General features: G+C 55.2%; 14 protein-coding genes and 2 pseudogenes. 5 read left to right on the top strand and 11 right to left on the bottom strand.

Annotated elements, in window-relative coordinates; translation table 11 throughout:
* The 5 genes from LEPOCDRAFT_RS00235 to LEPOCDRAFT_RS00215 form a co-directional block, all read right to left on the bottom strand.
* On the bottom strand, positions 1-1,012 hold a 1,012-nt coding region (locus LEPOCDRAFT_RS00235), incomplete at its 3' end, for a class I tRNA ligase family protein (RefSeq protein ID WP_009453155.1).
* 32 nt (positions 1,013-1,044) lie between these two features.
* The gene (locus LEPOCDRAFT_RS00230) at positions 1,045-1,485 is read right to left on the bottom strand and encodes an ExbD/TolR family protein (protein WP_009453154.1); all 441 of its coding nucleotides are present in this window, start codon (positions 1,483-1,485) and stop codon (positions 1,045-1,047) included.
* Positions 1,466-2,128 carry a MotA/TolQ/ExbB proton channel family protein gene (locus tag LEPOCDRAFT_RS00225; RefSeq protein WP_009453153.1) on the bottom strand — a complete coding sequence of 221 codons (663 nt, stop codon included), beginning with the start codon at positions 2,126-2,128 and terminating at the stop codon, positions 1,466-1,468. The genes LEPOCDRAFT_RS00230 and LEPOCDRAFT_RS00225 overlap by 20 nt, the downstream gene beginning before the upstream one ends.
* Before the next feature lie 26 nt (positions 2,129-2,154).
* Entirely contained in the window at positions 2,155-2,964 is an 810-nt protein-coding gene (gene dapB / locus LEPOCDRAFT_RS00220) for a 4-hydroxy-tetrahydrodipicolinate reductase (protein ID WP_009453152.1), read from the bottom strand.
* Positions 2,961-3,512 carry an outer membrane protein assembly factor BamE gene (locus LEPOCDRAFT_RS00215; protein WP_009453151.1) on the bottom strand — a complete coding sequence of 184 codons (552 nt, stop codon included), beginning with the start codon at positions 3,510-3,512 and terminating at the stop codon, positions 2,961-2,963. Before LEPOCDRAFT_RS00215 ends, dapB begins: the two co-directional genes overlap by 4 nt.
* Positions 3,513-3,642: 130 nt before the next feature.
* On the opposite strand from LEPOCDRAFT_RS00215, the gene fur reads away from it, so the two are divergent.
* Entirely contained in the window at positions 3,643-4,125 is a 483-nt protein-coding gene (gene fur / locus LEPOCDRAFT_RS00210) for a ferric iron uptake transcriptional regulator (RefSeq protein ID WP_009453150.1), read from the top strand.
* Here the strand turns inward: fur and hprK are convergent.
* The 3 genes from hprK to hpf all read right to left on the bottom strand — a co-directional run bounded on the left by hprK (position 4,097) and on the right by hpf (position 6,041).
* On the bottom strand, positions 4,097-5,056 hold the full coding sequence (gene hprK, locus LEPOCDRAFT_RS00205; protein WP_043909514.1) for an HPr(Ser) kinase/phosphatase: 960 nt from the start codon (positions 5,054-5,056) through the stop codon (positions 4,097-4,099). The genes fur and hprK overlap by 29 nt on opposite strands.
* Positions 5,053-5,523, bottom strand: coding sequence for a PTS sugar transporter subunit IIA (locus tag LEPOCDRAFT_RS00200; RefSeq protein WP_009453148.1), 471 nt, complete (start codon positions 5,521-5,523; stop codon positions 5,053-5,055). Before LEPOCDRAFT_RS00200 ends, hprK begins: the two co-directional genes overlap by 4 nt.
* A 173-nt stretch (positions 5,524-5,696) precedes the next feature.
* Positions 5,697-6,041 carry a ribosome hibernation-promoting factor, HPF/YfiA family gene (gene hpf, locus LEPOCDRAFT_RS00195; protein ID WP_009453147.1) on the bottom strand — a complete coding sequence of 115 codons (345 nt, stop codon included), beginning with the start codon at positions 6,039-6,041 and terminating at the stop codon, positions 5,697-5,699.
* 233 nt (positions 6,042-6,274) lie between these two features.
* Between hpf and LEPOCDRAFT_RS02535 the strand changes: the two genes are divergently transcribed.
* Entirely contained in the window at positions 6,275-7,141 is an 867-nt protein-coding gene (locus LEPOCDRAFT_RS02535) for an NYN domain-containing protein (protein ID WP_009453146.1), read from the top strand.
* Between the two features lie 25 nt (positions 7,142-7,166).
* Here the strand turns inward: LEPOCDRAFT_RS02535 and LEPOCDRAFT_RS02910 are convergent, their stop codons facing one another.
* The 3 genes and pseudogenes from LEPOCDRAFT_RS02910 to corA all read right to left on the bottom strand — a co-directional run bounded on the left by LEPOCDRAFT_RS02910 (position 7,167) and on the right by corA (position 9,311).
* Positions 7,167-7,439: a hypothetical protein gene (locus LEPOCDRAFT_RS02910; protein ID WP_043909503.1), complete on the bottom strand. Its 273-nt coding sequence runs from the start codon at positions 7,437-7,439 to the stop codon at positions 7,167-7,169.
* A 53-nt stretch (positions 7,440-7,492) separates the two neighbouring features.
* Positions 7,493-8,329, bottom strand: a complete 837-nt coding sequence (locus LEPOCDRAFT_RS00180) for an NUDIX hydrolase (RefSeq protein WP_009453144.1) — start codon at positions 8,327-8,329, stop codon at positions 7,493-7,495.
* 17 nt (positions 8,330-8,346) lie between these two features.
* A pseudogene (gene corA, locus LEPOCDRAFT_RS00175) lies at positions 8,347-9,311 on the bottom strand (magnesium/cobalt transporter CorA).
* A gap of 190 nt (positions 9,312-9,501) precedes the next feature.
* Between corA and metX the strand changes: the two are divergent.
* The 3 genes and pseudogenes from metX to LEPOCDRAFT_RS00160 all read left to right on the top strand — a co-directional run.
* A pseudogene (metX, locus tag LEPOCDRAFT_RS00170) lies at positions 9,502-10,637 on the top strand (homoserine O-succinyltransferase MetX).
* A 1-nt stretch (position 10,638) separates the two neighbouring features.
* Positions 10,639-11,241: a methionine biosynthesis protein MetW gene (gene metW / locus LEPOCDRAFT_RS00165; protein WP_009453137.1), complete on the top strand. Its 603-nt coding sequence runs from the start codon at positions 10,639-10,641 to the stop codon at positions 11,239-11,241.
* A 112-nt stretch (positions 11,242-11,353) separates the two neighbouring features.
* A partial coding sequence (locus LEPOCDRAFT_RS00160) for a CorA family divalent cation transporter (RefSeq protein WP_420806069.1) occupies positions 11,354-11,839 on the top strand: 486 nt, incomplete at its 3' end.

Below are 11,839 nucleotides of genomic sequence, written 5' to 3'. Positions count from 1 at the left end.
CGCCGGTGAGCGGATGCGTGACGAACAGACCCGTCGGCACGCCCTTCTTTTCCTGCGTCGCCAGTTCGGCCTCGGTGGTGCCGCCGTGGGCGCATTCAGCGATAAAAACCGCCAACGCCGGATGGCTCGCGGCAGCGTGCGCAGCCAGCGGATGCTCGGGAGCGACGGCGCAGAAGGTCACGCCCATGATGGTGTCGGCACGGGTCGTGAACACAAAGAGCTTGCCGCCCTGGATCAGCGCGCCGTCCGCGCCCGCGATCTGGTGCGGGAAGGCAAAGCGCACGCCCTCGCTCTTGCCGATCCAGTTTTCCTGCATCAGGCGCACGCGCTCCGGCCAGCCGGACAGGTAGTTCGGGTCTTCCGGATTGGCGACCGCGCCGAGCAGCTCGTCGGCGTACTTGACGATGTTCAGGTAGTAGCCCGGAATCTCACGCTTCTCGACCGGCGCGCCGGAGCGCCAGCCCTTGCCGTCGATGACCTGCTCGTTGGCCAGCACGGTCTGATCGACCGGATCCCAATTCACAACCTGGGTGCGGCGCTCGGCAATACCGGCTTCGAGCATCTTCAGGAACAGCCACTGGTTCCACTTGTAGTACTCGGGATCGCAGGTGGCGACCTCGCGCGACCAGTCGATGGCTAGGCCCATGGCCTGCATCTGGCCCTTCATATAGGCGATGTTCTCGCGCGTCCACTTTTCGGGCGGCACGGCGTTTTTCAGTGCGGCGTTCTCGGCCGGCAGACCGAAGGCGTCCCAACCCATCGGCATCAAGACGTTGTAGCCGCGCATGCGCAGCTGACGCGTCAGCATGTCGTTGATGGTGTAGTTGCGCACATGGCCCATGTGCAGCTTGCCCGAGGGGTAGGGCAGCATCGAGCAGGCGTAGAACTTCGGCTTCGGGTGGCCTTGGGCGTCGCGTGCATCCTCGGTGACGCGGTAGGCGTCGGCAGCACGCCAAGCCGCTTGGGCAGCCGATTCAAGGGCGGTGGGTTCGTATTTTTCTGAAATCGACATATGGGGACGGACGACTAATCACTGATCGGGGTTCAGGGCGCAGCCGAGGCAGCCACGCCGCCCGGCTCTGCCACAAAGGCTATGCGGTTCAAGCCCACTTTTTGCAACTGGCCGATCAACTCGGCCACGCGGCCATAGGGCACGGCTCGGTCAGCGCGCAGTTGCACTTCGGCATCCGGCATCTGGCGGGCTTTGTCGGCCAGCCGGGCCGCCATCTGGGTGGGCAGGATTTTTTCTTCACCAAGGTAACTGGCACCGTCAGCAGCCAAAGCCAGCGCAATGAAAGCTGGGGTGGCTTCGGTGACAGCGGGGGCGTCGGCTTTGGGCAGATCGAGCTTCAGACTGGCGGTCATCAAGGGCGCGGTGATCATGAAGATCACCAACAGCACCAACATGACGTCGATCAGCGGCGTCATGTTGATGTCGCTCATGGGCTGCGGTGCCCGGGTGCGTTCAAGCCGACCGAAGGCCATGGTCTTGCAACACCATTTCACGCAGATCGTGCGCGAAGCCTTCGAGCTCCGCCTCGCACGCCCCGACCCATTTGCCAAAGACGTTGTAGGCCAGCACCGCTGGAATCGCCACCGCCAAGCCCGCAGCGGTCATGATCAGCGCTTCACCGACAGGGCCGGCCACCTTGTCGATGCCCATCGAGCCCGAGGCCGAAATGCCCAGCAGCGCGTGGTAAATCCCCCACACGGTGCCAAAAAGACCGATGAACGGCGCGGTGGCCCCAATCGAGGCCAACAACACTTGGCCGAACTGAAGCTGGGTCAAGACCCCATGCAAAGCATCGCGCAGACGGCGCGTGAGCTGCGCACCCACGTCGCCCGCAGCTTCCAAGGTGCCTGCAGGCGGTGTTTGCAGTGCCGCGTCAAGCAGCGGCAACGCCACTTGCTCGCGGTCCAGCGCGTCCATCTGCAAGCGAGCTGCCGCCCAATCTGGCGCAGCCCAGAACGCCGGTACCGCCAAAGCCAAATCCCGACGAGCCCGGACCAAGATCCAGCTCTTCCAAAGAATCAAGACCCACGCCGACATCGACATCAAGAGCAGCACTGAAGCGACCACCCGGTGGATGGCGTCGCCCTCGGACCAAATCTGCCAAAAACTTCCCATGGAGCTGTCGCCTTCGCGGTTCAGGTTCAGCGCAGGCCGAGCACGTCGTCCATGCCGTACAGGCCGCTGGATGGCGTGGCAAGGAAGCGCACCGCGCGCAAGCTGCCCTGCGCGTAGGTCGCGCGGCTGCTGGACTTGTGCGTCACCTCGATGCGCTCACCCGTGCCCATGAACATCACGGTGTGATCACCCACCACATCGCCGCCGCGCACGGTGGCAAAACCAATGGTGCTTGGGTCGCGCTCGCCGGTCACGCCTTCGCGGCCGTAAACAGCGCAGGCCTTCAGATCACGCCCAAGCGCATCGGCCACCACCTCGCCCATCTTCAGCGCGGTGCCGCTGGGCGCATCGACTTTGTGGCGGTGGTGCGCTTCAACGATCTCGATGTCGTAGCCTTGGCTGAGTGCGCGCGCCGCCATGTCAAGCAAGCGCAGCACCACATTGACGCCGACGCTCATGTTCGGGGCCATGACGATGGCGATATCCTTCGAAGCCGCTTCGATCTCAGCCTTTTGCTCAGGGCTAAAGCCTGTGGTGCCGATGATGAGCTTCACGCCCAGCTCGCGGCACACCGCCAAGTGCGCCATCGTGCCCTCAGGACGGGTGAAATCAATCAGGTATTCCGCGTTGCTCAGTCCTGCACGCAGCTCGGATTGGGTGATCACACCGCTGCTTTTACCCAGAAAAGCCGAGGCATCCACCCCCAAGGCCGGACTGCCCTCGCGGTCCAAGGCACCAGCAAGCTGGCAGTCATCAGCGGCCAACACGGCCTCGATCAACATATGACCCATGCGGCCGGTACAGCCAGCCACAGCAATTTTGTGCATAGCGCTCATCGCGTCGTTGTCAAAGGTTCAAGGGGCGGATAGTTGCGCATCGGCGCACCGGCCGCATCAAGGGGTGGTTTGATCACTTCAACCCGGTTCGGCAGGGGCAAGGCTGCAATCTCTGCCTCACTCAAAACCAGCGGTCGATCACGTTTTTCGGATTTTTTGACCTCAATCGACGCAACGAAGGCTTGCTCGGTGGGCAATGCATCCGCATCAAACCGGCTAACCCGATCTTTTTCAAAATAAACCGTCACTCGACGCGTCTGGGTCACCGCACCTTGATGACGCAAACTGAAGATGTAATCCCAACGATCCCCATGAAAAGCATCCGCGAGCAACGGTGAGCCAAGCAACATGCGGACCTGATCTCGATGCAACCCCGGGCGCAACTGAGACACCATGTCTTGGGTCACCACATTGCCTTGGACCACATCCGCTCGATATGGCTTGAAGCGCCACCAAGCCGTGTCCCCACCTGCGGTGCTGCAAGCAGCCAAGCTGAAAGCAAAAACAAAGAGAAAAAATCGGCTGCCAAAGGGCCGCAATGAACGCATAGGAACCAGACAAAAGAAGGCTAGAACGCCACAAAGGGGGACCGATATGATCCGGGCATTCTAGCGGTGTCGCCTCTAGCCTCATCGCCCCCTCCACAGATCACTTTGAATCACCAGCCGCACGCCAACCATGACCAACGCGGAAGAAATCAAGAGTACGGGTCTCAAAGCCACCCTGCCCCGCATCAAGATCTTGGAAGTCTTTCAACAGGCTCACCAGCGCCACTTGGCCGCTGAAGATATTTTCAAAATCTTACTGGCCGAGGGCACTGAAATCGGCTTAGCCACCATCTACCGAGTGCTGCTCCAGTTTGAACAGGCTGGCATTTTGGTCCGCAATCACTTTGAGAGTGGCAAATCGGTCTTTGAACTCAATGAAGGTCAACACCACGACCATCTCGTCTGCCTAGACTGTGGTCATGTCGAGGAGTTCTGTGACACCGAGATCGAATCTAGGCAGCGCGCCATCGCACAAGAGCGAGGCTATCTTCTGCAAGAACACTCGTTAGCGCTGTACGCTCACTGCCGACGCACGCCCTGTCCGCATCGTGCGGCCTTTCTCCGCGAAGGAGAAAACCTCGGCATCAAAGACTTGGATCCCCTTGCTCCATGAGCAATCGATGCCGCTGAACAAAGTCACTGTAAGTATCGATACCCCGCAACTGCAGAATTGTGTTGCGAACAGCCGCTTCAACCAACACGGCCAAATTCCGTCCAGCATCGACAGCAATCACGACTTTACGCACTGGAATATCAAGCACGCTCTCATAGAGCGGCTCGTACGGCAGTCGCTCGAACTCGCGTTCCAACGTATCCCTGCGCACCAGATGCACGATTAACTTAAGCCGCATTTTTCGACGCACCGCAGTTTCACCAAAAATCGCCTTGATATCCAGCAGTCCGATGCCACGAACTTCCAACAAATTGGCCAAAAGCTCGGGGCAGCGGCCCTCAACGGAGGCCTGAGACACCCGGTAAAAATCGACGACGTCATCGGCAATCAGCCCATGCCCACGAGAGATCAACTCTAGGCCCAACTCGCTTTTACCCAACCCTGATTCACCGGTCAGCAAGACGCCCAAGCCTAGGATGTCGATGAAAACGCCATGACGAGAGATGCGATCCGCAAAGTGCTGCGCAAGGTAGCCTCGCAAGACGTCAATCACGTGTCCTGCAGACTCCCGGGTCACGAACAACGGTATTTCAGCACGCTCACACATCGCAACCAACCGGTCAGACGGCATACAGCCGTCTGCAATCACAATCGCAGGAGGTTCAAGCGTGACGATGCGAGAAATACGGCGTTCTTGCGTTTCCGCATCGGCTTGTTGTAGATACACTGTTTCACGAACACCAAAAATCTGTACTCGATATGGATGGATGTAGTTCAGGTATCCGACCAGATCAGCAGCAGACTGGGCATTGCGAATGGCAGATTCATCGAAACGCCGCTCGGGATGTGCATGTCCTGCAATCCACTCTAAGTGCAGCGTGGTGCGGTGGACCTCGAAAAGTGCTTCTGCACTGATGACAGTTGGCTTCAAGCGACGGACTTCAAAGGTTCCCAACGCGAAATCAGATCGTGCACTTTAGCTGCATCCGGCTCCGTTTTGAGGCGGTCCCGCAACTCTCGATCAGATAAAAGCTCAGCGATGGCAGACAAGATTTCCAAGTGTCGCTGTGTGGCTGCCTCAGGCACCAGAAGAAATATCAGAAGACTGACAGGTTCGTCATCGGGTGCATCAAAAGGAATCGGACTCGACAAACGCAAAACCGCAGCTAATGGATTTTTGAGTCCCTTGATTCGCCCATGGGGAATGGCCACTCCGTGACCAAGACCGGTAGAGCCCAGTCGTTCCCGTGCAAAAAGATTATCAGCGACAGTCGCGCGCGCGACAGCATGTCGATTTTCAAACAACAGGCCGGCCTGCTCAAACGCGCGCTTCTTGCTAGTAGCGTCCACGCTCACAACAACATTGGAAGCCGGCAAAATAGCAGCGAGACGGTTCATCGATTTCGATGGTTACATCGGTCAAGGACCGGTTGGACGCCATAGCAACAAAGGGCGCTCATTATAGGAATCCTACAAGAAGCGCCCACTTGAAATATGCGCAGCCCCGAAGGCTACACGACAGGCAATCGCCAAGATGGACTTAACGTCCTCCGAACGGCAACCCTCTGTCTTTAAGCGACATCACCTGCCACGGTGCGCTTGTGCGACTCGTGATGGTGATCCTGAACCCGATCCTTATGCCGAACCACTTGGCGATCCAGCTTATCCATGGTTTGATCAATGGCTGCGTAAAGATCCTCGTGGGAGCTTTCTACAAAAATGTCTTTGCCTTTTGCATGCAAAGTCACCTCAGCACGTTGACGTTTTTCTTTTTCTTTCTGTTTCTCCACCGTCAGCAAGACGTTGACATCAACCACTTGATCAAAGTGCCGCGTCACTCGGTCTAACTTGGTGAGAACGTACTCCCGCAGAGACGGTGTCACTTCCAGATGATGGCCACTGATCGTCAGGTTCATGGTGCCTCCTTTCAAGAGGTTTGGAGAGATCTTGTTGATAGACGGGAAAAATGAGTCCCCGCTGGGGAGTGTGACGACTTCAACACCGGATGACAAGCCGTGAATCTCATCAAAGCAAAAAATACGCCGCTTATACTCGAATCGATTGCCGCCATCCCAGTCCTGACATAGCAACATTGGACGATGCGGCCTACCCCTTCATCACTACGCGTGAATAAACCTACGGAGATTTTATGGATCGATACGCCGTTTTCGTCGATGCAGGCTACTTGATCGCTGCTGGCGCCCAAGCAGCATTTGGATATCAGGTACCGCGTAAGCATGTGTCCATCATGAATCCGGGAGACTTGATTGCCGCATTGATTGCCCGAGCATCGGAAGCGGCCGATGGACTGCCTCTACTGCGGATCTATTGGTACGACGCCATGCCGGGCCCGCGCCTCTCCTTGGAACAAAACACGCTCGCGATGCTCCCTGGCGTGAAACTACGCCTCGGGGCGCTGAACTGCTCAGGCGAGCAAAAAGGCGTTGATGCCATGATCGTGACCGACGTCATCGAACTGGCTCGCAACGGAGCCATCGCAGACGCCGTGCTCATTTCGGGTGATGAAGATCTTCACATTGCCATTCAACTGGCTCAATCTTTCGGAGTACGTGTTCACATCTTGGCCGCAGGGGATCCCACCAAGAATGTGAGCCCATCCATTCAGATGGATGCTGACTCAGTTCGGAGCTTGTCCTCCGAATGGTTATCGCAACATCTTCATCGACACGAACCCCAAGAAGGAACGTTCTCGGAATTAAGCAATGCGAGTCAAGGGGCAGATTCATCCGCTCCAAACGAATCCATGCCCCTCGAAGAAGCCGCAGAACTGATTACCGAAGAGCTGCTGAGCGCGACCCCGGAACAACTGGTTCCACTACAGGCTCATTTCCAGTTCAATCAAGTGGTACCGCCGGAGTTTGATCGCAAGCTCATCGCAAAAACATCCCGTTTGTTGGGCCGACAGTTTTCGGGAGAAGACATGCGCCGCATCCGAGGCATCTTCGTGCGTTTGGTTCGAGCACGTGGCGTCACAACATCTTCTCAAGCACAGTGACGGTTGTATTTAATCAACAAATAATTCATTGGTAACAAAAATCGACGCGAAAAATCACACACAGTGACTTTTTCACGCTACCTTTCAGCACCGTCACCGTAAACGACTTGACTGAAGGCGCGTTCATGAACACGAAATCACCGGTAACAGCAAGCCATTTTGATTGGCTCTCTGGTTTGCTCAAGGCTCTCCTGATTGCTATCACCATCCCCGCCGCTGCCGCAGGTTTCTTGTTTGCGCTCGTCGTGGCGCCCGCGCTTGTCGTGATGCTCAGTGGTCGCTCCGCACTCTCGGCCATCCGTGTACGACGAAATCAGGCTGATTTCTCTTACAAAGCCCACTTCAGCGGCCCTACTCACACGTACTGATATCCCCTGCAGACCTGCGCCAGACCTCATCAAGTCCATTTTCCGGCGATGGCGTCCCGGTCAGTGCGTGTCGTTGCAAGAAGTCCAAGGTCGTTATCGCCGCATCTGCCGTGAACCGAGCCATCTTCAAATCAACCACGATTTCTTGAATCGCCAGCAAGAAATACGCATCGACTTCTCCGTCTTGATTCTGTGGCTTGACTTCACGAGGTAGCACCAAGTCGTAGACATAAAGCCGTTGCCTGTGCTGCCCACCGGCGTCTTGGCGATCCACCTGATACACATTTTGCAACAAGGCTTGTTGCATGCAAGAGGCGGGCAATCCAGCCTCTTCCCAACCTTCACGAATCACAGCCTCGTCAGGTGTCTGTGGCCAAGGAACGCCGCAGCCAACGAGGTTGTCAAGCAACCCTGGATCCGTGGCTTTGCCTGACGCCCGCTTGCCTATCCACAGATGACTAGGCCGCCCTTGATGATCCACGATGAATCCATTGCAGTGCGCCCCAACAGTCTTCAAACCCAGAAACTTGGCCGCAGCACGCTCAATCAAAGCAATCGGCTCATCTCTCGTTTCTTCGCGTACGGCGTAGAGCTCGCCCCGCCACCCGATGTGCCCCATGCCATGCAACTCATCGGCCAATTGAGCCAAAACAGCATCAGGCGAGGCACCTTCACAAAGTAAACACAGGGAGCGTGCGGGAGTGGAGGCATCTTCTCGCCATCGCACGACGGTACTGCTTAGTAGCACCTGCTTTTGCTGCGCATTGATCGAACCGATGCCATAAACAGCCTCATCGATCTGAATCATTAACCGGATCATGGCACTATGAGAGGCGACTACCGCAACCAACCCTTGCGCCGGAAGTAAATGAATGGAGCAGCCACGGAAGCCACCATCAGGCACAACGCGAATGGATAACCCCATGGTTGGTCTAACTCAGGCATCGATTTGAAGTTCATGCCATAAATACTCGCAATCAATGTTGGCGGCAACAAAGCCACGGAAGCCACGGAGAATATCTTGATGATTTTATTCTGATTGATATTGATAAAACCAACCGTCGCATCCATGAGGAAGTTGATCTTGTCGAAAAGAAATGCAGTGTGTGAATCGAGTGAATCAATATCACGCATGATCTGACGAGCCTCTTCGAATTGCTCTGCGTTGAGCATGCGGCTGCGCATCATGAAACTCAAAGCGCGGCGCGTATCCATGACATTACGACGAATCCGTCCATTCAAATCTTCTTCACGAGCGATCGCTGTTAATGCTTCACCAGCGGCGCGGTCATCAACATCCTGCTTTAAAACACGATGGCTCACTTTTTCAAGCGAGTCATAAATACCTTCGAGCGTATCGGCTGAGTATTCAGCATCTGCGTCATAGAGTTTTAATAGGACATCTTTAGCATCCTCAATCAATGCCGGAATACGCCTTGCTCTCAAACGCAATAATCTAAAAACAGGTAAATCTTCTGCATGCACGGAAAAAGGATACCAGCATGAAGAATAAAAGCAACGCGAACATTTCGCGATGTTTCTCCATCTTCGATCAAGAAGTCTGATCGAATATGTAGCTCGCCGTTGTCCTCCTCGTAGAAACGAGCAGACTCCTCAAGATCGTCATCGACGATATTTTCCGGAATAACAACCCCGAAACGAGCACTGATCCACTCTTTTTCTTCGCGGGTTGGTGCCTCAAGATCGACCCAGACGGGCAGAACTTGAGTCTGCTCGATCGCGCTGGGTTCGATCTCTTCCTGAAACAAACGGCCATTCGACAACCGGAACACATTCAGCATGCAAGCCCCTGCGGAGTCGGTGCAACCATGCACCAGAGGTGGAAAGAGGTGAAGGGAGAAAGTGCCCGACGCGCGCATTATCCACCGGCAGGAAGGCATACCGATATACTCGCCAGCCTCAGATCACCTCCATTTTTGGCAGTCTGCGCAGAACCCCATCGGGTTTGGCGCCATCTCATCACGGGCACCCATGGGTTCGGTCGGCATCGTTTCTCCTCAGTCACACCATTTCGTCGATGCGCTTCCGCTTAGAAGTGGTGCCCAGCTACGCGATTACACCCTGCTCTACGAAACCTATGGCACGCTGGCCGAGGATCGCAGCAACGCTGTCTTGGTGTGTCACGCTCTCAATGCCAGTCATCATGTGGCTGGAACGTACGAAGACCAAGCACGTAGCGAGGGCTGGTGGGATAACTTGGTGGGCCCAGGAAAGCCCCTCGATACCGATCGATTTTTGTCATCGGCATCAACAATCTAGGCTCGTGTTTTGGTTCAACCGGCCCAGCACACCCAAACCCAGATGCCACGATCCTCGGCACGCTCTATGGCGCTGATTTCCCCGTCGTCACCGTCGAGGATTGGGTCGATGCCCAAGCTCGGCTCTTGGATGTTCTGGGTATCCCACAACTTGCCGCCGTGATTGGCGGCAGTTTAGGGGGCATGCAGGCCTTGAGTTGGTCCATTCAATACCCCGAACGCCTGCGCCACTCGATTGTGATTGCCAGCGCACCCAATCTGTCGGCACAAAATATCGCCTTCAACGAAGTCGCTCGCCAAGCCATCCTGACTGATCCTGATTTTCACGGCGGTCACTTCTACGCTCACAACACCCTGCCCCGTCGAGGTCTTCGAGTGGCCCGCATGATTGGGCATATCACTTATCTCAGCGATGATGTGATGGATGCCAAGTTTGGTCGTGCCCTGCGCAACGCAGAAATCAGCTACAGCACTCAAGCAGTTGATTTTCAAATTGAAAGTTATTTACGTTACCAAGGTGATAAGTTCAGTGAATATTTTGATGCAAACACTTATTTGCTCATCACCCGCGCCTTGGATTATTTCGATCCCGCATCCAAATTCGATGGCAATCTAAGCAAAGCGCTTGAAAAAAGCTTGTGTAAATTTTTGGTAATCAGCTTTACCACCGATTGGAGATTCTCACCCACACGATCCAGAGAAATCGTCAAGGCCTTGGTCGATAATGCACGAGACGTCTCTTATGCAGAAATAGATGCCCCGCATGGTCACGATGCATTCTTACTCGAAGATCCGCGCTACCACCGAATCTTGGCAGCTTATTTTGACCGCATCTCGTCAGAAACCTGATATGAACCATAATCACACATTATCCGTGATCGCGAACATGGTTCCACAAGGTAGCCGGGTCCTCGACCTCGGCTGTGGCGGCGGCAGTTTCTTAGCCATGCTTCAACAGGAGCGTAGGTGCCGAGGTTATGGCATCGAACTCAACGACGACAAAGTTCTCGAGTGCGTTAAAAATGGTGTTTCTGTGATGCAGAGAAACCTCGAAGAAGGTTTATCTATCTTCGAGAATGATAGTTTTGATGTGGTTCTTCAAATCGATACCCTACAAAACATACGAAATACCGAACAAATGCTCCGGGAAACCGTTCGTGTCGGGCGGATGGGCATCATCAGTTTTCCAAACTTTGCCCACTGGCCAAATCGGTTATCCGTTCTGAAGGGCGCCATGCCGGTCACCAAGGTGCTGCCTTATCAATGGTTCAACACCCCGAATATTCGGGTCGGAACCTATCGTGATTTCGGACATCTCGCCCGGACCTGCGGCTTGAAGGTCGTGGACTCCTTCGGGCTTCACCAAGGCCAAGTCGTGTCACCGCTTTGGGCCAATCTGCTCGGTAGTACGGCCGTGTTTAAGGTGGTGCGCAACGACGCAGCGCACTCATAAACCCAAGGCTCGTCGCACCACGCGTGCCACACTTTCGCCCCGAGTTTTCGCCACCTCTTCGACGAAACGCTGGGCCACGACTTGCAACTCCTGCAAGTCCCGGGCGCGCTCAATATCGAGGCTGAATCTGTTCCGGTTGTCGAATGGCCGTTTGTTTCAGGAAGAGATCGAACCCAGCGCGATCGAGCAGACTCAAGTTCTGCCCGTCTGGGTCGATCTTGAGGCACCAACCCGCGAAGAAAAAGAGTGGATCAGTGCTCGTTTCGGGGTTGTTATTCCGGAAAATATCGTCGATGACGATCTTGAGGAGTCTGCTCGTTTCTACGAGGAGGACAACGGCGAGCTACATATTCGATCAGACTTCTTGATCGAAGATGGAGAAACATCGCGAAATGTTCGCGTTGCTTTTATTCTTCATGCTGGTATCCTTTTTTCCGTGCATGCAGAAGATTTACCTGTTTTTAGATTATTGCGTTTGAGAGCAAGGCGTATTCCGGCATTGATTGAGGATGCTAAAGATGTCCTATTAAAACTCTATGACGCAGATGCTGAATACTCAGCCGATACGCTCGAAGGTATTTATGACTCGCTTGAAAAA

The organism is Leptothrix ochracea L12 (assembly GCF_000262525.1).
This window is presented reverse-complemented; position numbering and strand designations above follow the sequence as displayed.

Bases quoted from the DNA above. Each gene is read 5' to 3' on its own strand.
- metW (WP_009453137.1), top strand. From the start codon at position 10,639: ATGAACCATAATCACACATTATCCGTGATCGCGAACATGGTTCCACAA.
- fur (WP_009453150.1), top strand. From the start codon at position 3,643: ATGACCAACGCGGAAGAAATCAAGAGTACGGGTCTCAAAGCCACCCTG.
- LEPOCDRAFT_RS00200 (WP_009453148.1), bottom strand. From the start codon at position 5,523: ATGAACCGTCTCGCTGCTATTTTGCCGGCTTCCAATGTTGTTGTGAGC.
- LEPOCDRAFT_RS02910 (WP_043909503.1), bottom strand. From the start codon at position 7,439: ATGGCCGAGAGTGCGGAGCGACCACTGAGCATCACGACAAGCGCGGGC.
- LEPOCDRAFT_RS00180 (WP_009453144.1), bottom strand. From the start codon at position 8,329: ATGATCCGGTTAATGATTCAGATCGATGAGGCTGTTTATGGCATCGGT.
- LEPOCDRAFT_RS00225 (WP_009453153.1), bottom strand. From the start codon at position 2,128: ATGGGAAGTTTTTGGCAGATTTGGTCCGAGGGCGACGCCATCCACCGG.
- LEPOCDRAFT_RS00215 (WP_009453151.1), bottom strand. From the start codon at position 3,512: ATGCGTTCATTGCGGCCCTTTGGCAGCCGATTTTTTCTCTTTGTTTTT.
- LEPOCDRAFT_RS02535 (WP_009453146.1), top strand. From the start codon at position 6,275: ATGGATCGATACGCCGTTTTCGTCGATGCAGGCTACTTGATCGCTGCT.
- hpf (WP_009453147.1), bottom strand. From the start codon at position 6,041: ATGAACCTGACGATCAGTGGCCATCATCTGGAAGTGACACCGTCTCTG.
- dapB (WP_009453152.1), bottom strand. From the start codon at position 2,964: ATGAGCGCTATGCACAAAATTGCTGTGGCTGGCTGTACCGGCCGCATG.
- LEPOCDRAFT_RS00230 (WP_009453154.1), bottom strand. From the start codon at position 1,485: ATGGCCTTCGGTCGGCTTGAACGCACCCGGGCACCGCAGCCCATGAGC.